Origin of the sequence: Streptomyces sp. SCSIO 75703 (assembly GCF_036607905.1) — a bacterium.
In the GTDB taxonomy this organism is placed as follows: Bacteria; Actinomycetota; Actinomycetes; order Streptomycetales; family Streptomycetaceae; genus Streptomyces.
Genome location: NZ_CP144555.1, coordinates 612,170 through 630,666 on the forward strand (window position 1 = coordinate 612,170; position 18,497 = coordinate 630,666).

Genomic DNA, 18,497 nt, shown 5'->3' on the forward strand with positions numbered 1-18,497 from the left:
ACTCTCGTCTTCGTCGATGCGGGCCGTGAGGGGCACGGCGGGAGCCGGGGGCCCGGCACGGGCCCGGATGCCCTCGGATACGAGCTTGTCAGATCACGGGGGGCCGGCCCAGCCGGGTCAGGCGCCACACCGTACGCCACCTCATCGGCCGGCGGGGACCGCAGGGAGCCGTCCAGCCCTCACGGAAGCCGCCGAACCACGCCTTGAGGGCGGGGCGGGAGGGACGCCGCACCAGCGTCAGCAGCAGCCACACCCCGAGGTAGACCGGGATCAGCGGCAGGGGCAGGTTGCGGCGGGCCAGCCACACCCGGTTGCGGGCCACCATGCGGTGGTACACCGCGTGCCGCGAGGGCGCCGTCGTCGGGTGGTACAGCACCATGTCCGACCGGTAGTCGATCATCCAGCCGGCGTCGAGGGCCCGCCAGGCCAGGTCGGTCTCCTCGTGCGCGTAGAAGAAGGCCTCCGGCAGGCCGCCGACCTCCGCGAGGACCCGGGTGCGCACCGCGTTGGCGCCGCCGAGGAACGTGGTCACCCGCGAGGAGCGCATCGGGTCGGAGGCGCGCAGCCGCGGCACGTGCCGTCGCTGGGTCTCGCCGGTGTCCGGGTCGGCGATGCGGAAGCTGATGATCCCGAGCGCGGGGTCCTCGGCGAACGCCCGGCGGCACAGCTCGGCCGTGTCGGTGCGGGCGAGCAGGCCGTCGTCGTCGAGGAAGAGCAGGATGTCGACGTCGGTGCCGCCGGGACCGAACGCCTCGATGCCGACGTTGCGCCCGCCGGGGATGCCCAGGTTCTCGGGCAGCTCGACGGTGCGCACGCCGTCCGGCACCTCCGGGACGGGCGAGCCGTTGCCGACCACGACGACCTCGACGGCGCCGCCGTCCTGCCGGGCGACCGAGTCGAGCAGGGCGCGCAGCTCCTCGGGGCGGTTGCCCATGGTGATGATCACCGCGCCGACCGTCAGCGACTCCGCCACGCCGGTCACCGCAGCCTGCTCGACGCCAGCACGGACACCAGGTGGAGCAGGGTCTGCACCAGGGCGATGCCGGCGAGGACGGCGGTGCCGAGGCGGGTGAAGAACAGGTCGCCGCGGCCGGCGTCCACGATCGCCAGGAGCAGGATCAGCAGGGACGCCTCGATGCCGAGGATCAGCCGGTGGAAGCGGAGCGCGGCGGCGGCCTTGCGGGCCAGCGCCATCCCGGAGGACCGCGGCACGGAGGCGGCCTCCTGCACCGGGGCGAGCCCCGCCTGGTGCCGGGCGACGCCGACCAGGTCCGTCTCCGCCTTGATCAGGATCGCGCCGAGCGCCGCCAGGGTCCCGAGGAAGGCCCACAGCCAGTCGATCCGTCCGCCGCCCCAGAGGTCGGCGGCGCGCAGGCCGAGGCCGACCAGGACTGCGGCGTCGGTCAGGTAGGCACCGACCCGGTCCAGGTAGACACCGCCGAGCGAGTACTGCTTCTTCCAGCGCGCGACCTCGCCGTCGACGCAGTCCAGCAGCAGGTAGAGCTGGACGGCGACGACGCCGAGCACGGCGCCCGGGATGCCCGGCACCAGCAGCGCCGGGCACGCCAGCACGCCGCAGACGGTCATCAGGTACGTGAGCTGGTTGGGCGTGACCCGGGTGTTCACGAGGTAGCGGTCGATCCGCAGCGAGACCTCGCGCATGTAGAGGCGTCCCGCCCAGTGCTCACCGCTGCGCCGGTCCTTGATCCCCGGGGGGTGGACGACCGGGCGTAGTTCAGCTACCGATGGCCTTGACATAGTCCGCGTACAGGTCCTTGATCTGGTCGGTCTTGAGGTCGAGGTGTTCGAGGATCGTGTAGCGGCCCGGCCGGGTCTGCGGGGCGAACTCGACGGCCCGGACGAACTCCTCCGTGCTGAAGCCGATGTCCTGCGGCAGTACCGGGAGCCCGTGGCGGCGCAGCACGGAGGCCATCGCCGCCGACTCCTCGTGGGCCCCGCGCAGGTACATCGCGAAGGCCGCGCCCAGTCCGCACTGTTCGCCGTGGGCCGCCGCGCGCTGCGGGAAGAGCAGGTCGAAGGCGTGGTTGATCTCGTGGCAGGCGCCGGAGGCGGGCCGGGAGTCGCCGGAGACCGACATGGCGATGCCGGTGAGCACGAGGCCCTCGGCGAGCACCTGGAGGAAGTCGTTGTCCTCGACGCCGCCGGGGTGGCGGAGCACCGCCTCGCCGGCCTGGCGGGCCATCGCGGCGGCGAGGCCGTCGATGCGCTCGCCCTTGACCCGGTTGGCCAGCTCCCAGTCCGCGATGGCGGAGATGTTGGAGACGGCGTCGCCGATACCGGCCCGGACGTAGCGCACCGGGGCCTGGCGGATGACGTCCAGGTCGATGACGACCGCGATCGGGTTGGGCACGCCGTAGGAGCCGCGGCCGGCGTCGTTGTCCAGGGTGGCGACCGGCGAGCAGAGCCCGTCGTGCGCCAGGTTGGTCGGCACGGCGACCAGCGGCAGCCCGACCCGGGCGGCGGCGAACTTGGCGCAGTCGATGATCTTGCCGCCGCCGAGGCCGACGACCGCGTCGTAGTGACCGCGCTTCATGTCGCCGGCCAGCCGGATCGCGTCGTCCAGGGTGCCGCCGCCGACCTCGAACCAGTCGGCGCCGGGCAGGGACGGGGCGACCCGCTCGCGCAGCCGGGCCCCGGAACCGCCGCTGACGGCGACCGCGAGCTTGCCCGAGTGGGAGATCCGCTCGTCGGCGAGGACGCAGCCGAGGTCGTCGATGGCACCCGCGCGGATGTCGACGACGACCGGCGAGGGGATGAGCCGGGTCAGTACAGGCACGCGATCTCCCTGCCCTTGGCGAGGTCGTCGTGGTTGTCGATCTCGACCCACTTGACGTCGCCGATGGGGGCCACGTCGATGGTGAAGCCGCGGTCGACCAGCTCCTGGTAGCCGTCCTCGTAGTAGAGCTGCGGGTCGCGCTCGAAGGTGGTCTTCAGCGCGTCGGCCAGGTCGGCGGCGGCCTCGCCCTCGATGAGGGTGACGCCGATGTACTCGCCGGTCGCCTCGGCCGGGTCCATCAGCTTGGTGATCCGGCGGACGCCCTTGCCGGGCTCGGCGACGACCTTCATCTCCTCGTCGGCCAGGGACTTCACGGTGTCCAGCGCGAGGATGATCCGCTTGCCGTCGCCGCGGGCGGCCAGCAGCGTCTTCTCGACGGAGACCGGGTGCACGGTGTCGCCGTTGGCGAGGATCACGCCGTCCTTGAGGGCGTCACGGCCGCACCACAGGGAGTAGGCGTTGTTCCACTCCTCGGCCTTGTCGTTGTCGATCAGCGTGAGCTTGAGGCCGTACTTGCGCTCCAGGGCCTCCTTGCGCTCGTAGACGGCCTCCTTGCGGTAGCCGACGATGATCCCGGCCTCGGTGAGCCCGACCTCGGCGAAGTTGCCCAGGGTCAGGTCGAGGACGGTGATGCTCTCCTCGTCGCCCGCCGGGCCGACCGGCACCAGTGCCTTGGGCAGGGTGTCGGTGTAGGGGCGCAGACGCCGGCCGGCGCCGGCCGCCAGCACAAGGCCGATCATGCGGGTTCTCCTTCGTCGTGTACGGCGGGTGCGCCGCCGCGGTGGGCGGCGACCCAGAAGCGGATGCTCTCGACGAGCACCACGAGGGCGACGGCCACGGCGAGGGCCGTGAGCGCGTCCGTGAACTGGGAGGCGGTGAGCAGCGCGGCGAGCGCGGTGATCAGCAGCGTGCGGCCCTCGTGCCCCCCGATCGCCCGCACCAGCCAGTGCGGGGGCGCACCCGCGTTGCCGCGGATGCGGTAGACCGTGTCGTAGTGATGGTAGGCGACCGCCGCGACCAGCCCGAATGCCGCCGGCAGCGCTCCGGGCACGTCCGCGCGGGCGGCCAGGGCGAGGACCGTGCCGTACTCGGCGGCGCGGAAGAAGGGGGGGACGAGCCAGTCGAGGGAGCCCTTGAGGGGGCGGGCGACGGCGAGTCCGGAGGCCGCCGTGTACGCGAGGGCGGCGAGCAGCGGCCAGGGGCCGCCGAAGCCGGTGAGCGCGGCGGCGGCGACCACGGCGGCGGCGCCGAGCAGCGCGACGGCGGGGGCGGTGAAGCCGGGCAGCCGGCGGGCGCGCTCGCGCAGCGGCCGGGCGACGGCCTGGGCGAGCGGGCCGGAGTCGGCGAGGTCGGCCAGCGCGGTCGCGGCGCGGTCGGTGCGGGTGGCCTTGCGGGTGAGCGAGCGCAGCACGCGGCCGGCGGTGGTGTACGTGGCCGCGAAGGCGCAGCCGACAAGCAGCACGACGAAGGTGGTCCGGGGGGTGGTGACCGCGGTGAGGACGGCGATCATGGCCCAGCGTTCGCCGATGGGCAGGACGATCATGCGGCGGACCCAGACCGTCCAGCCGAGGCCGTCGAGCCGGCCGGAGAGGGCGGCGGTGGGACTGGTGTTGCCGGTGGCGTCGTGGTTGGCCTCGTTGAAGGAGAAGTCCACGACGTGCCGACAGGTCTGCAGGACCATCGCGCCGAGGGCGAGGGCCCAGACGTCGTCGCCGCCGCGGGCCGCGCCGAGGGCGAGGCCCGCGTAGTAGGCGTACTCCTTGGCGCGGTCGAAGGTGGCGTCCAGCCAGGCGCCGAGGGTGGAGTACTGGAGGGAGTAGCGGGCGAGCTGCCCGTCGGTGCAGTCGAGGACGAAGGAGGCGATCAGCAGGACGCCGGCGGCGGCGAAGCCGCCCCGGGTCCCGGTGGCCGCGCAGCCCGCCGCTATCAGCGCGGTGACGAGCGAGGCGGTGGTGACCTGGTTGGGGGTCAGCCCCCGGCGGGCGCACCAGCGGGCGAGGTAGCGGGAGTACGGGCTGATGAAGAAGGTGGTGAAGAAGCCGTCGCGGGCCTTCACCGCCGACTTGAGGCGGACGGCCTCTTCGTCGACGCCGGCCACCGCCTGCCGGGCCTCGTTGCGGGCCTGCGGGTCGGCGGGGACAGCGGCGACGAGGCTGCCGAGGTCGGGCCGGTACACCTCGGCGCCGTCGGCGTCCAGGGCGGTGGCGATGCGGTCGGCGAGCCCTTCGGCGCCGGTTCCGGCTCCGTCGGCGGCGTGGCCGGCCGGGGCGGGGGCGGGCGGGGCCGCCGGGGTGACGGGGGTGGCGGGGGCGGCCGGGGCCGCGCCGCAGGCCGAGTTCTCGCGGGCCATGGCGCGGGTGAGGTCCTGGCGGGCCTCGGGACGCGCGGTGACCGCGCCGGGGATCGCGGCGAGCGGGAAGCGGGGGTCGGTCAGGCCGAGGCGCAGGGCGTGCGGGTGGCCGACGAAGCGGGCGTCGACCACGGCGACGCGGTCACCGGCGGGCACCCGGGCGAGCAGGGTCTCGGCGTCGGCGGTGCCGGTGGCGGAGCGCACGTCGAAACCGAGGGACCGCAGTTCGCTCTCGATCGACGAACCGGGCACCGGCTGACCGGTGAGGATGGCGGTCGGCAACCGAACTCACTCCCTGGGTACCGGCGGGGCCGGGCCTGTGCATGGCGGGCGCCCGTGCCGGGGGCACCCGGGCGACATGTCGGCAGAGGCTATCGGATGCTCGGAACAGCGTGTTCACCACCCGTTCGACGGCTGGTCGACACGGTGTGCGCCCGCCTTCGCCGCGATCATCATCGGGGATCGGGGGCCCGGCCCACAAACCGCCCGCGCAGATCGGGCATCGAGGACATCGCACGGGGTCGCCACTCCCTCACGGAGTGTCAGGCACGCCGGAACGGCGTCACCCGCGGACGCCTGCGGGCCGCGCCCCGGCCGTCGGCCACGACGCGGTTGAGCTGCGAGGACGTTTTCGCAGGTCAGGGGAATGACAACGGTGTTCAGTCCCGTTTTGCCCTATACCCCCCACCCGTAGTTGACTGTGGTCCGGACCCACACAGGGAGGCTGCTTTCATGGGGGCTGGGCACGATCACGGACACACTCACGGGGCCGGCGGCACGGTGACCGCCGCGCACCGGGGCCGGCTGCGCGTGGCGCTGGGCATCACGCTGAGCGTCATGGTCGTCGAGATCGTCGGCGGGATGGTCGCGGACTCGCTGGCGCTGGTCGCCGACGCGGCGCACATGGCGACCGACGCCCTGGGGCTGGGGATGGCGCTGCTCGCCATCCACTTCGCCGCCCGCCCGCCGAGCGACCGGCGCACCTTCGGCTACGCCCGCGCGGAGATCCTGGCGGCGCTGGCCAACTGCCTGCTGCTGCTCGGGGTCGGCGGGTACGTGCTGTACGAGGCGATCGACCGGTTCATCACGCCCGCCGAGACCGCGGGTGAGCTGACCGTGATCTTCGGCGCGGTGGGCCTGGTGGCCAACATGATCTCGCTGTCCCTGCTGATGAAGGGGCAGAAGGAGAGCCTCAACGTGCGCGGGGCGTTCCTGGAGGTCGCCGCCGACGCGCTGGGCTCCGTCGCCGTGATCGTCTCGGCGCTGGTGATCCTCGCCACCGGCTGGCAGCCGGCCGACCCGATCGCCTCGCTGGTCATCGGCCTGATGATCGTGCCGCGCACGCTGCGACTGCTGCGCGAGACGCTGGACGTCCTGCTGGAGTCGGCGCCGAAGGGCGTGGACATGGCCGAGGTGCGGGCGCACATCCTGGCGCTGGACGGCGTGGAGGACGTGCACGACCTGCACGCCTGGACGATCACCTCGGGGATGCCGGTCCTCTCCGCGCACGTGGTGGTGAGCGGCGACGTCCTGAACGCGATCGGCCACGAGAAGATGCTGCACGAGTTGCAGGGCTGCCTGGGCGACCACTTCGACGTGGAGCACTGCACCTTCCAGCTGGAGCCGAGCGGCCACGCGCAGCACGAGGCCCGGCTCTGCCACTGAGCGGCACCCGGCCGGGCGGAGCCTGCGGCGGGACCGGCAGGCCGGGACCGGGGCGCGACGGGCGGGCCGGGACCAGGGTGGGCGGGGCGGTGGGAGTGCAGGCGCCGCCGGGGGGCGCGCGGTGTGGAACGCGCCGGTCGGCGCCGCCGTCCGCCCTCCGGCCGCGTCCGGATACCGCCGGTCGGACCCGGACGGTTCCCGGCGGCGCGCGACGGGCACGATCTTCCTTCAAGCCCCTCCTCGGCACCCGACCGGTGACGGACGTGACCCGCGCCACCGCGTGGGACATGCGGGTACGCCGGGAAGTGCCGAGAGTGCCGGTTGCGTGCGGCACACTTGGGGCGCGAGGACCGAAGCGAAGGATGGGTATGCCGATCACTCCTGCCACCGCGACGCACAGTTCGTCGAACGGCACCGCAGACGCGATTTTGCTGGAACTGGTCGACGAGAACGGTGTGACGATCGGTAGCGCGGAGAAGCTCTCCGCGCACCAGCCGCCCGGACGGCTGCACCGCGCCTTCTCCGTGTTCCTCTTCGACGAGCGGGGCCGGCTGCTGCTCCAGCAGCGGGCGCTGGGCAAGTACCACTCCCCCGGTGTGTGGTCCAACACCTGCTGCGGCCACCCCTACCCGGGCGAGGGCCCCCTCGCCGCGGCGGCCCGGCGCACCCACGAGGAGCTGCGGGTCTCGCCGACGCTGATCGCCGAGGCGGGCACCGTGCGCTACAACCACCCGGACCCCGCCTCCGGGCTGGTCGAGCAGGAGTACAACCACCTCTTCGTCGGCCTGGTGCAGGCCGAGCCGCGGCCCGATCCGGAGGAGGTGGCCGCGACCGCCTTCGCCACCCCGGCCGAGCTGGCCGAGCGGCGGGAGAAGGACACCTTCTCGGTGTGGTTCGGGACCGTGCTGGACGCGGCCCGGCCCGCGATCCGCGAGTTGACGGGAGCGTCCGCCGGCTGGTGAGACGCGCCCCGGTCCGGGACGGGCGCCCGGCTCCCACGGCCCGGTCCGGGACGCGGGGGCCGGACGCGGAGCGTCCCGGCTCAGCGTGAGGGGGCGGGCGGGGGCAGGAGCGGTGTGAGCGGCAGGGCGGCCCAGATCACCTTGCCGCCGCCCGCCGTGTGCGCCACGTCGCACGCCCCGCCCGCCTCCGTCGTGATCTCCCGCACCAGGAGCAGCCCGCGTCCGCCGGTGCGGCCGTGGTCGGTCTCCAGGGCCGTCGGCCGGTAGGGGTGGCTGTCCTCGACGCAGACGCGGACCCACTCGGCGCCGACGGCGACCTCCACCGCGAGCGTCGGGGAGAGCACCGCCGCGTGCCGGACGGCGTTGGTGACCAGCTCCGAGACGATCAGGAGCAGCCCCTGCACCACCTCGTCGGCGACCGGCACGCCCTGGCGCAGCAGCAGGTCCCGCACGGCGTGCCGGGCCTGCGGGACCGAGGCGTCGACGGCCGGGGCGGTGAAGCGCCAGACGCCCTCGTACGGCAGGGGCCGGGCGGGCCCGGGGTCGGGGAGCGGGGCCCGGGGGCCGTGCGGGCACGGGCCGGTCCCGCGCCCCTCGTCGTCCATCGTCCGGTCGCCACCCTCGCGCTCGATTGTCGCCACACCCCGAGTGTTGGCAACGCGCCCCTCCCGACCGAAGAACTGAACAGAAGTCAGCGCTTATCGAGCGATTCTGATCGTTGTCGTAGGACACGGTCGGTTTCAGGACTGTTCCTGTCGTGAGTGCGCGGACTCGGCGAACATGCCGGGTGGTACGGGTTCGGCAGGCCCGTCCTCCCGCCCACCCGCTCCGCGTGGCCGCCCTCCGCCGGGCCGCCGCGGCGCCGCTCGCTACCATCCCGGACATGGAGCCCCAGTTGAGGCACCGGGTCGACGACTCGGTCGCCACCGTCGTCGTCAGTCATCCGGCCCGGCGCAACGCCATGACGACACGGATGTGGCGGGAGCTGCCCGGCCTGCTCGACGCGCTGGCGGCGGACCCCGGCGTCCGCGCCCTGGTGCTCACCGGCGAGGGCGCCACGTTCTGCGCCGGGGCCGACATCACGACCCTGCGCGACGGCGCCGAGGAGGCGCAGGCCCTCGCGGTGCGCGCCGAGGAGGCCCTCGCCGCCTTCCCCGGGCCGACGCTGGCCGCGATCCGGGGGCACTGCGTGGGGGGTGGCGCGCAACTCGCCGCCGCCTGCGACCTGCGCTTCGCCGAGGAGGGCGCGCTGTTCGGCGTGACCCCGGCGAAGCTGGGCGTGGTCTACCCGGCGTCCGCGACCCGGCGGCTGGTCGCCCTGGTGGGTCCCGCCACCGCCAAGTACCTCCTGTTCTCGGGTGAGTTGATCGACGCCGGGCGGGCGCTGCGCACCGGCCTGATCGACGAGGTGCTGCCCGCGGGCGAACTCGCCGCGCGGGTGGACGCGTTCGCCCGCACGCTGGTGTCCCGCTCGCGGCTCACTCAGGCCGCGGCGAAGGAGTTCGCGGCGGGCCGGGACGACCGGGAGGCGTACTGGGCGCGGCAGGCCCGCGACAGCGGCGAGACCGCCGAGGGCGTCGCCGCCTTCCTGGAGCGCCGGACCCCGCGCTTCGGCTGGAGCGCGCCCGCCCCCGAGTGACCCGGGCCGGCGGCCGGGAACACCCCGTACCCCTGGAGGACGTACTGAGCGGTTGGTAACGTCGCCGCCATGACGTCTGCCGCCCCGGAGGCGCGTGCCGCGCGCCGTTGCCACAACGCGCTGAACACGCTGCACTCGACGCACTTCTTCTCCCCCGACCTGGACCGGGAGATGGCCGCGCTCGGCGTGCGCGATCCCCGCGCCGTGAACTTCGCGGCCCGTGCCGCCGCGCTCGGAGCGGTCGGTGCCGGTCCGGTGACGGCGGCCTTCTACAACTACCGGCACGAGCTGGTCGCCCGGCACCTGCCCGCCCTGTGGGAGACCGTCTCCCCGGCGCAGGCGCTCGCCGCCCGGCTGCGCGCCGTCGACGCGACCCTGCGCCGCCAGCTGGGCGAGGAGACGCTGGCGTCGCCCGAGATGGCGGAAGCCGCCGAACTCGCGCTGCGGGCCACCGAGGGCTGCTCGCGCGGCGCCCGCCCGCTGTACGCCGCACACGCCGACCTGCCCGTGCCCGACGCCCCGCACCTGGCGTACTGGCACGCGACGACCCTGCTGCGAGAGCACCGCGGCGACGGGCACGTGGCCGTGCTGCTCGCGGCGGAGCTGGACGGGCCCGAGGCGCTGGTGACGCACACCGCCACCGGCCGGGGCATGAACCCGGACTGGCTCCTGACCACCCGGGGCTGGACCCGGGAGCACTGGGACGCGGCGGCGCTGCGGCTGCGCGAGCGCGGGCTGCTCGACGACACCGGGGAGCTGACCGAGCGGGGCACCGCGCTGCGCGCGGAGATCGAGGCGGAGACCGACCGGCTGGACGCGGGCCCCTACGCGCGCCTCGGCGCCGAGGGCGTGGCCCGGCTGACGGAGCTGGGGACCGGCTTCGCGCGGGCGGCCGTCGCCGCGGGCGCCTACCCGGCGGACCTGTTCGGCAAGGGCTGACCCCGGCCGCGGGCTCCGGCACGGGGGCCCGCCACGCCCGTGCCGGAGACCGCCCCGCCGGCGCCCGCCGCCCCGGAACGCCCCGGTGACACCGCCGGTCCGCCGGGCCCCGGCCTGATGCCCGGGGCCCGGCGGGGCGGGCTCCCGGGGCGGCACGCCCCGTGCCCTGGTCCGCGAGGGCCCCGTCCACCTGCCACAATTGCCGCGCAACCTCAGTGAGAAGGCGGTACGGGATCGTGACGACACCCCTCCCCGGGTCCATCGAAGGCAGGATCGCCGAGGAACTCGGCGTACGGGAGCGGCAGGTGACGGCCGCCGTGGAGCTGCTGGACGGCGGCTCGACGGTGCCCTTCATCGCCCGCTACCGCAAGGAGGCGACCGAGATGCTCGACGACGCGCAGTTGCGCGTCCTCGAGGAGCGGTTGCGCTATCTGCGGGAACTGGAGGACCGGCGGGCGGCGATCCTCGACTCGGTGCGTGAGCAGGGCAAGCTCACCGAGGAGCTGGAGGGCCGTATCCGCGCGGCCGAGACCAAGGCCCGCCTGGAGGACATCTACCTGCCCTTCAAGCCCAAGCGGCGTACCAAGGCGCAGATCGCCCGCGAGGCCGGTCTCGCGCCGCTGGCCGAGGGGCTGCTCGGCGCCCCGGGCACCGACCCGCTCGCCGCGGCGGCGGCCTTCGTCGACGCGGACAAGGGCGTGGCCGACGCGCAGGCGGCGCTGGACGGCGCCCGGTCGATCCTCACCGAGAAGTTCTCGGAGGACGCCGACCTCATCGGCGAGCTGCGCGAGCGGATGTGGACGCGCGGCCGGCTCACGGCCAGGGTGAAGGAGGGCAAGGAGGAGGCCGGCGCCAAGTTCGCCGACTACTTCGACTTCTCCGAGCCGTTCACCGCCCTGCCCTCGCACCGGGTCCTCGCCATGCTGCGCGGCGAGAAGGAGGACGTCCTCGACCTCGTCCTGGAACCGGAGGAGCCCACCGACGGCCCGTCCTCCTACGAGGGGATCGTGGCGAGCCGCTTCGGCATCGCCGACCGGGGCCGGCCGGGCGACACGTGGCTGACGGACACGGTCCGCTGGGCCTGGCGCACCCGCATCCTGGTCCACCTCGGCATCGACCTGCGGCTGCGGCTGCGCACCGCCGCCGAGGACGAGGCGGTGAACGTCTTCGCCGCCAACCTGCGCGACCTGCTGCTGGCCGCCCCGGCGGGCACCCGGGCCACGCTGGGCCTGGACCCCGGTTTCCGTACCGGTGTGAAGGTCGCCGTCGTCGACGCGACCGGCAAGGTCGTCGCCACGGACGTGATCCACCCGCACGTGCCCGCCAACCGCTGGGACGAGTCGGTCGCCAAGCTGGCCCGGCTGGCGAAGGAGCACGCCGTCGACCTGGTGGCGATCGGCAACGGCACCGCCTCCCGCGAGACCGACCGGCTCGCCGGGGACCTCGTCGCCCGGCACCCGGAGCTGAAGCTGACCAAGGTGATGGTGTCCGAGGCGGGGGCCTCCGTGTACTCGGCCTCCGCCTTCGCCTCCCAGGAACTGCCCGGTCTGGACGTGTCGCTGCGCGGCGCGGTGTCCATCGCGCGCCGGCTCCAGGACCCGCTGGCCGAGCTGGTGAAGATCGACCCGAAGTCGATCGGCGTCGGCCAGTACCAGCACGACCTGTCCGAGGTGAAGCTGTCGCGTTCGCTGGACGCGGTGGTGGAGGACTGTGTGAACGGCGTGGGCGTGGACGTCAACACCGCGTCGGCGCCGCTGCTCGCCCGGGTGTCCGGCATCTCCTCCGGGCTGGCCGAGAACATCGTCGCCCACCGCGACACCCACGGGCCGTTCACCTCGCGCACCGAGCTGAAGAAGGTCTCGCGGCTCGGCCCGAAGGCGTACGAGCAGTGCGCGGGCTTCCTGCGCATCCGGGGCGGCAGCGATCCGCTGGACGCCTCCAGCGTGCACCCCGAGGCGTACCCGGTGGTGCGCCGGATGGTGAAGACCGCCGGGCGGGAGGTGGCCGCGCTGATCGGCGACACGGCGGCGCTGCGGTCGCTGCGGCCCGCCGACTTCGTCGACGAGACCTTCGGCCTGCCGACCGTCACCGACATCCTGCGGGAACTGGAGAAGCCGGGGCGCGACCCGCGGCCCGCCTTCCGGACGGCCGTCTTCAAGGAGGGCGTGGAGAAGATCTCCGACCTGGAGTCCGGGATGGTGCTGGAGGGCGTCGTCACCAACGTGGCGGCCTTCGGCGCGTTCGTGGACGTCGGGGTGCACCAGGACGGTCTGGTGCACGTGTCCGCGATGTCGAAGAGCTTCGTGAAGGACCCCCGGGACGTGGTCAAGCCCGGCGACATCGTGAAGGTGAAGGTCCTCGACGTCGACATCCCGCGCAAGCGGATCTCGCTGACGCTCCGCCTGGACGACGAGGCGGTCGCGCCGGACCAGCAGCAGGACCAGCAGCAGGGCCGGCGGCAGGGCCAGGGCCGGCCGCAGCGGGACGGCCGGCCGCCGCGCCAGCGCCGGCAGCAGGGCGGCTCCGGCGGCGGCAAGGGCGGGCGCCCGTCCGCCCCGCCCGCGAACGGGGCGATGGCCGACGCGCTGCGCCGGGCCGGGCTCGCCTAGGGCCTCTCGTTCGGATCACGCCGGGCTCGCGGAGTCCGGCACCGGTCCCGGATCCGGTCTGATCCAGACGCGAGACCCTGGGTCCGTGACGCCGGCGGTGCGCCGGGTGCCCCCCCAGAGCGGGGGTGCCCGGCGCACGGCGTTCAGGACGGGTGTTCCGTCACCGTGCCGTCGGCCACCTCAAGGCGCCGGGTCACGCGCACCGCGTCCAGCATCCGCCGGTCGTGGGTGACCAGGAGCAGGGTGCCCTCGTAGGAGTCGAGGGCCGCCTCCAGTTGCTCGATGGCGGGCAGGTCGAGGTGGTTGGTGGGCTCGTCCAGCACCAGCAGGTTGACGCCCCGGCCCTGGAGGAGGGCGAGGGCGGCCCGGGTGCGTTCGCCCGGGGAGAGCGTGGCCGCCGGACGCAGGACGTGGTCCGAGCCGAGGCCGAACTTGGCGAGCAGGGTGCGGACCTCGACCGGTTCGGTGTCCGGCGTGGCCGCCTGGAAGGCGTCGAGCAGGCTCTCGGTGCCGTGGAAGAGACGGCGGGCCTGGTCGACCTCGCCGGTCAGCACCCCGGAACCGAGCGCGCCGTGCCCGGCGTCCAGCGGGACGCGGCCGAGCAGGGCGGCGAGCAGGGTGGACTTGCCCGCGCCGTTGGCCCCGGTGACCGCCACCCGGTCCGCCCAGTCGATCTGGAGGGAGACGGGGCCGAGGGTGAAGCCGCCGCGGCGGACCTCGGCGTCGCGCAGGGTGGCGACGACGGCGCCGGAGCGGGGCGCGGAGGCGATCTCCATGCGCAGCTCCCACTCCTTGCGCGGTTCCTCGACCACCTCCAGGCGTTCCAGCATCCGTTCGGTCTGGCGGGCCTTTGCGGCCTGCTTCTCGCTGGCCTCGCTGCGGAACTTGCGCCCGATCTTGTCGTTGTCGCCGGCCTTGCGCCGGGCGTTCTTGACGCCCTTGTCCATCCAGGAGCGCTGGGTGCGGGCCCGCTCCTGGAGCTGGGAGCGTTTGCCGGCGTACTCCTCGTACTCGTCGCGGGCGTGCCGGCGGGCGACCTCGCGCTCCTCCAGGTAGGCCGCGTAGCCGCCGCCGTAGAGGTTGATGCGCCGCTGCGCCAGGTCGAGTTCGAGGACCTTGGTGACGGTGCGGGTGAGGAACTCGCGGTCGTGGCTGACCAGGACGGTGCCGGCGCGCAGCCCGCGCACGAAGCCCTCCAGCCGTTCCAGCCCGTCCAGGTCGAGGTCGTTGGTGGGCTCGTCGAGCAGGAAGACGTCGTAGCGGGAGAGCAGGAGGGAGGCGAGTCCGGCGCGGGCGGCCTGGCCGCCGGAGAGGGAGGTCATCGGCTGGTCCAGGCCGACCGCGAGGCCCAGCGTCCGGGCGGTCTCCTCGGCGCGTTCGTCGAGGTCGGCGCCGCCGAGGGCGAGCCAGCGCTCCAGGGCGCCCGCGTAGGCGTCGTCGGCGCCGGGGACCGCGTCGACCAGGGCCTGGGTGGCCTCGTCCATGGCGTGCTGGGCGGCAGTGACGCCGGTGCGGCGGGCGAGGAAGGCGCGGACGGACTCGCCGGGCCGGCGCTCGGGTTCCTGCGGCAGGTGGCCGACGGTCGCGCCGGGCGGGGAGAGGCGCACCTCGCCCTCCTCGGGCACGGTCAGTCCGGCGAGCAGGCGCAGCAGGGTGGACTTGCCCGCGCCGTTGGCCCCGACCAGGCCGATGACGTCACCGGGGGCGACGACGAGGTCGAGCCCGGCGAACAGGGAGCGGTCACCGTGGCCGGCGGCGAGGTTCTTGGCGACGAGGGTGGCAGTCATCAGGGCCCCGATCCTAGCCTCGGCGGCCTGTGCGGCCGGCCCCGGCTCCCGGCCTCGGCCGCCGGGTGCTCCACCGCCGTGACCAGGACGCTGTCCGGGGCGCGGGCCACCAGCCAGGAGCGTCCGCGGACCGTGTCCGGGGGCAGGTCGAGGCGGTGGTGCCCGGTGGCGAGGAGGCCGTCGAAGACCTCGCGCGCACGGGTGCGGCGCAGCCGGTCGAGGCGGTACGCGGTGAGCCGGACCCGGCAGGGGGAGGCGATCTCGACCCCGGCGGTGGTGCCGGTGGCGGAGAGCCGGGCCAGCCGGTGCCGTGCGGCGGGGCCGCGCCGCAGGGCGTGTTCGACGCGGGCGACGAGCAGCGGGACGACCGGCGGCAGGTCCTCGACGAAGGCTGCCGCGGCGCCGGCCCGCGCGAACGCGGCCCGCACGGCGGCGCGCGCGGTCTCGGGGACGGCGGGGGCGAAGACGACGGCACCGTAGGCGCGCAGTTCCCCGGCGGGCACGGCGTCGGTGCCGGGGGCGATGTCGGCGCCGATGCCGGTGGTGCGCAGCGCGGCGGCCGGCCGGGCGAGCAGGGCGACGCGGGGGCCGATCAGCAGCGCCCGGCGGCGGGGGCGGGCGGCGCCGTCGAGCAGGGCGGTGAGCGCCGCGCGGTACTCGGGGCCGGAGAAGCGGTAGGGGCCGATGCCGTGGTAGCCGTCGCGGTCCAGGTCGGCGTGTGCGGAGGTCTGCCAGGCGAAGTCGCGCCAGATGACGTCGCCGCCCTCGCGCCGGATCACGGCGGTGACGGCGCCGCAGGCCAGGTCCTCGCACTCGGGGCAGCCGTAGAGGACGTACCGGCCGCCGGGCAGGGGGGCGGGGGCCTCCAGGAGCAGGGCGCGCACCTGCCCGGCGAAGATCTCGGGCGGGACGTCGGCGGCCAGCGGGGAGACCGCGTCGAGGTCGGCGAGGCGGTGCAGGAGGGGGTCCCCGTCGACGAGGAAGTCGGTGAAGTCGCGGTGCGCCTGGTGGTCACCGTCGGCGAGGACCCCTCCCGCCCGGGTCGCCGGGGCGAGGCCGAAGGTCGCGTACTCGGCAGACATGCGGTGAGTATTCCCGGGGCCGCCGCGGCCGGCGGCGCGCCGGTTCCCCCCGGGGAGTGGTGACCGGGCGGGGGGGCCGTGCCCGCCGGGGTGTACCGGGGGCCGGGGGCCCGGGGCGGGGCGGCGGGCGTACGTACGGTCGAAGGGGGGCCCGGCGGGAGCGGGCTGGACGGGGCCGGGCGGTGCCCGTACCGCCGGGCGGATGACGGCCGGATGGCGACCGTGTGACCAAGGGGGGCATGGACACGACGAGCCGCAGGGGACTCAATAGGCTCCGAACGGACCGCGTTCTCCTACCACTTGGAGCAATCGTGCACCGCAGACTGATCGTGCCGGGCGCGCTGGGCGCCGCCGTGCTGATGCTGGCGATCCCGGCGTCGGCGGCGGGCCACTCCCCCGGCGCCCCGGGGATCGGCGACCCCTATTACCCGGCCTACGGCAACGGCGGCTACGACGTCTCCCACTACGACCTGCGCCTGACCTACCAGCCGGCCACCGACCGCCTGGAGGGCACGGCGACCCTCCTGGCCCGGACCACGCAGGACCTCTCCCGCTTCAACCTCGACTTCCTGCTGGACGTCGGCGAGGTCCGGGTCGACGGCGTGCCCGCCGCCTTCGCCACCTCCGGCGAACACGAGCTGGAGATCACCCCGAGGACGCCGCTGGCCAAGGACACCCCGGTCACCGTCGTGGTCCGCTACAGCGGGGTGCCCTCCTCGAAGAAGGCGTACGGCTTCACCAGTTGGCACCGCACCCCGGACGGCGGGGTCGGCGCCAACGAGCCCGAGGCGGCGTGGTGGTGGTTCCCCAGCAACGACCACCCACTGGACAAGGCCACCTTCGACGTCTCCGTGCAGGTCCCCGACGGCACCCAGGTCATCTCCAACGGCACGCTCCAGTCCACGAGTTCCCGGCTGGGCTGGACCCGCTGGAACTGGCGCAGCGACAAGCCGCAGGCCACCTACCTGGCCACCCTGGCGATCGGCCGCTTCGACCTCACCACCGGCACCACCGAGAGCGGCATCCCCGTCGTCAACGCCTACAGCAAGGGCCTCGGCGCCCACGCCGGGGCGGCACGGGCCAGCGTGGAACGGACCGGCGAGGTCGCCGACTGGCTGGCCGGCTACTTCGGGCCCTACCCGTACAACGCGCTCGGCGGGTACGTGCCCAACACCACCACCGGGTACGCGCTGGAGACGCAGACGCGCCCCTTCTACAGCCCCCGGCAGTTCGCGAACGGCTCCAACGTCTCCGTCGTCGTGCACGAGTTGGCCCACCAGTGGTACGGCGACCTGGTGTCGGTGCGCGGCTGGCGGGACATCTGGATCAACGAGGGCTTCGCCCGGTACGCGCAGTGGCTCTGGTCCGAGCACGAGGGTGAGGGCACGGCACAGGAGCTGGCCGACCACACCTACGCCTCCCACCCGGCGGACGACCCGTTCTGGACCGTGCGGCCCGGCGACCCCGGCCCGGACGACCAGTTCCACACCGCCGTCTACGACCGGGGCGCGCTGGCCGTGCAGGCGCTGCGCAACGCCATCGGCGACGCGGACTTCTTCACCGTGCTGAAGGGCTGGCCGGCGAGGTACGCGCACGGCAACGCCTCCGTCGCCGACTTCCGGCGCTACGCCGAGGAGGTCTCCGGCAAGCCGCTGGCCGCGCTCTTCGACACCTGGCTGTACGAGCCGTCGAAGCCGGCCGCGTCCGCCGCCCGGTCCGCCTCCGTGGCGTCCGCCGCGACCGTGGAGCCGGCCTCGTGGAAGAAGATCGCCGCGACCAACGGCGTGCACGCGCCCACGCCGGTCCGGCCGGGCATGCGGGTGCGTGCGCACCGCGAACACCCCGCGGACCACCGGGTGTCACCACGCCGGTGCCCGCGCGGCCCCGCCGGGCGCCGCAGCGGCGGCGCACGGGCGGTTCCGCGGCGGGGGCCGGGCGGCGATACTGCTGCGCATGACGACGACCGACGCCGAGGAGCCGGCCCTCACGATCGACGAACTGGCCGCGCGTTCCGGCGTCACGGTGCGCACGCTCCGCTTCTACGGCACCCGGGGCCTGCTGCCGCCACCGGTGATCGGCCCGCGCCGGGTCGGCCGCTACGGGCGGGCGCACCTGGCCCGGCTCGCCCTGATCGAGGAGCTGCGCTCCCAGGGCATGACCCTGGCGGCGATCGAGCGCTACCTGAACCGGCTGCCGCCGGACCTCACCGCCCGCGAGCTCGCCCTCCAGCGGGCGGTGGTGGCGTCCTGGGCGCCCGTGAGCACGGAGCGGGTGGGCCGGGAGGAGCTGGGACGGCGGGCGGGCCGGCCGCTGAGCGACGAGGAGGTGGCGCGGCTGGTGGCGCTGGGCGTGGTCACCCCGGACGGGGACGGCCACGTCGTCGACGCGGGGCTGCTGCGGCTCGGCGTCGAACTGCTGGACGTGCCGCTCTCCCCCGAGACGGTGCTCGCCGCCCGCGGCGCGCTCCTGGAGCACTCGCGGGCCGCCGCCCGGGACCTGTCGCGGCTGTTGCGGGACGCGGTCGCCGAACGGGACGCCGCCGACGTGCGGTCGCTCTCGGCGCACATGCACCCGATCGTGGTGCAGGCGCTGCTGACGACCTTCCAGCGCTCGCTGCGCGAGGAACTGGGCCAGTGGCTCGACGGGGGCCGCGAGGAGGGGTGACCC

14 protein-coding genes and 1 pseudogene are annotated in these 18,497 nt (G+C 74.7%); 7 read left to right on the forward strand and 8 right to left on the reverse strand.

Annotated features, from left to right (window positions below; translation table 11 throughout):
• Positions 1–88: 88 nt before the first annotated feature.
• The 5 genes from VM636_RS02820 to VM636_RS02840 are packed head-to-tail and all read right to left on the reverse strand — an operon-like array spanning position 89 to position 5,429.
• On the reverse strand, positions 89–961 hold the full coding sequence (locus VM636_RS02820) for a glycosyltransferase (protein ID WP_030422968.1): 873 nt from the start codon (positions 959–961) through the stop codon (positions 89–91).
• A 17-nt stretch (positions 962–978) separates the two neighbouring features.
• Complete coding sequence (locus tag VM636_RS02825; protein WP_107091295.1) at positions 979–1,758, reverse strand: CDP-alcohol phosphatidyltransferase family protein; 780 nt, start codon at positions 1,756–1,758, stop codon at positions 979–981.
• Positions 1,736–2,797: an iron-containing alcohol dehydrogenase family protein gene (locus VM636_RS02830; RefSeq protein WP_053912877.1), complete on the reverse strand. Its 1,062-nt coding sequence runs from the start codon at positions 2,795–2,797 to the stop codon at positions 1,736–1,738. The genes VM636_RS02825 and VM636_RS02830 overlap by 23 nt, the downstream gene beginning before the upstream one ends.
• A complete protein-coding gene (locus VM636_RS02835) occupies positions 2,785–3,537 on the reverse strand; it encodes a phosphocholine cytidylyltransferase family protein (RefSeq protein ID WP_030422966.1) in 753 nt (250 codons plus the stop codon). Before VM636_RS02835 ends, VM636_RS02830 begins: the two co-directional genes overlap by 13 nt.
• A complete protein-coding gene (locus tag VM636_RS02840; protein ID WP_053912878.1) occupies positions 3,534–5,429 on the reverse strand; it encodes a DUF5941 domain-containing protein in 1,896 nt (631 codons plus the stop codon). Before VM636_RS02840 ends, VM636_RS02835 begins: the two co-directional genes overlap by 4 nt.
• 450 nt (positions 5,430–5,879) lie before the next feature.
• Between VM636_RS02840 and VM636_RS02845 the strand changes: the two genes are divergently transcribed.
• Positions 5,880–6,812: a cation diffusion facilitator family transporter gene (locus tag VM636_RS02845; RefSeq protein WP_030422964.1), complete on the forward strand. Its 933-nt coding sequence runs from the start codon at positions 5,880–5,882 to the stop codon at positions 6,810–6,812.
• A gap of 368 nt (positions 6,813–7,180) precedes the next feature.
• A complete protein-coding gene (gene idi, locus VM636_RS02850) occupies positions 7,181–7,774 on the forward strand; it encodes an isopentenyl-diphosphate Delta-isomerase (RefSeq protein ID WP_030422963.1) in 594 nt (197 codons plus the stop codon).
• Positions 7,775–7,854: 80 nt separating this feature from the next.
• Here the strand turns inward: idi and VM636_RS02855 are convergent, their stop codons facing one another.
• Positions 7,855–8,379, reverse strand: coding sequence for an ATP-binding protein (locus tag VM636_RS02855; protein ID WP_037859763.1), 525 nt, complete (start codon positions 8,377–8,379; stop codon positions 7,855–7,857).
• 278 nt (positions 8,380–8,657) lie between these two features.
• On the opposite strand from VM636_RS02855, the gene VM636_RS02860 reads away from it, so the two are divergent.
• From VM636_RS02860 to VM636_RS02870, 3 genes are all read left to right on the forward strand, one after another.
• Complete coding sequence (locus tag VM636_RS02860; protein ID WP_338483117.1) at positions 8,658–9,413, forward strand: enoyl-CoA hydratase/isomerase family protein; 756 nt, start codon at positions 8,658–8,660, stop codon at positions 9,411–9,413.
• Between the two features lie 69 nt (positions 9,414–9,482).
• Entirely contained in the window at positions 9,483–10,352 is an 870-nt protein-coding gene (locus VM636_RS02865; protein WP_053912880.1) for a hypothetical protein, read from the forward strand.
• A 236-nt stretch (positions 10,353–10,588) separates the two neighbouring features.
• Positions 10,589–12,961 (forward strand): Tex family protein, encoded by a 2,373-nt coding sequence (locus VM636_RS02870; RefSeq protein ID WP_338483118.1) that lies wholly within the window; start codon positions 10,589–10,591, stop codon positions 12,959–12,961.
• A gap of 143 nt (positions 12,962–13,104) precedes the next feature.
• Here the strand turns inward: VM636_RS02870 and VM636_RS02875 are convergent, their stop codons facing one another.
• Positions 13,105–14,748: an ABC-F family ATP-binding cassette domain-containing protein gene (locus VM636_RS02875; protein ID WP_030421938.1), complete on the reverse strand. Its 1,644-nt coding sequence runs from the start codon at positions 14,746–14,748 to the stop codon at positions 13,105–13,107.
• The gene (locus VM636_RS02880) at positions 14,748–15,830 is read right to left on the reverse strand and encodes an oxidoreductase (protein WP_338483119.1); all 1,083 of its coding nucleotides are present in this window, start codon (positions 15,828–15,830) and stop codon (positions 14,748–14,750) included. The genes VM636_RS02875 and VM636_RS02880 overlap by 1 nt, the downstream gene beginning before the upstream one ends.
• 311 nt (positions 15,831–16,141) lie before the next feature.
• On the opposite strand from VM636_RS02880, the pseudogene VM636_RS02885 reads away from it, so the two are divergent.
• Positions 16,142–17,620: pseudogene (locus VM636_RS02885) on the forward strand (M1 family metallopeptidase); the annotation flags it as partial.
• Positions 17,621–17,783: 163 nt separating this feature from the next.
• Positions 17,784–18,494 (forward strand): MerR family transcriptional regulator, encoded by a 711-nt coding sequence (locus tag VM636_RS02890; protein WP_030421935.1) that lies wholly within the window; start codon positions 17,784–17,786, stop codon positions 18,492–18,494.
• The last annotated feature ends 3 nt before the right edge of the window (positions 18,495–18,497 follow it).

Coding starts and splice junctions, on each gene's coding strand:
- VM636_RS02825 (WP_107091295.1), bottom strand. CDS start 1,758: ATGTCAAGGCCATCGGTAGCTGAACTACGCCCGGTCGTCCACCCCCCG.
- VM636_RS02835 (WP_030422966.1), bottom strand. CDS start 3,537: ATGATCGGCCTTGTGCTGGCGGCCGGCGCCGGCCGGCGTCTGCGCCCC.
- VM636_RS02845 (WP_030422964.1), top strand. CDS start 5,880: ATGGGGGCTGGGCACGATCACGGACACACTCACGGGGCCGGCGGCACG.
- idi (WP_030422963.1), top strand. CDS start 7,181: ATGCCGATCACTCCTGCCACCGCGACGCACAGTTCGTCGAACGGCACC.
- VM636_RS02855 (WP_037859763.1), bottom strand. CDS start 8,379: ATGGACGACGAGGGGCGCGGGACCGGCCCGTGCCCGCACGGCCCCCGG.
- VM636_RS02860 (WP_338483117.1), top strand. CDS start 8,658: ATGGAGCCCCAGTTGAGGCACCGGGTCGACGACTCGGTCGCCACCGTC.
- VM636_RS02865 (WP_053912880.1), top strand. CDS start 9,483: ATGACGTCTGCCGCCCCGGAGGCGCGTGCCGCGCGCCGTTGCCACAAC.
- VM636_RS02875 (WP_030421938.1), bottom strand. CDS start 14,748: ATGACTGCCACCCTCGTCGCCAAGAACCTCGCCGCCGGCCACGGTGAC.
- VM636_RS02880 (WP_338483119.1), bottom strand. CDS start 15,830: ATGTCTGCCGAGTACGCGACCTTCGGCCTCGCCCCGGCGACCCGGGCG.
- VM636_RS02890 (WP_030421935.1), top strand. CDS start 17,784: ATGACGACGACCGACGCCGAGGAGCCGGCCCTCACGATCGACGAACTG.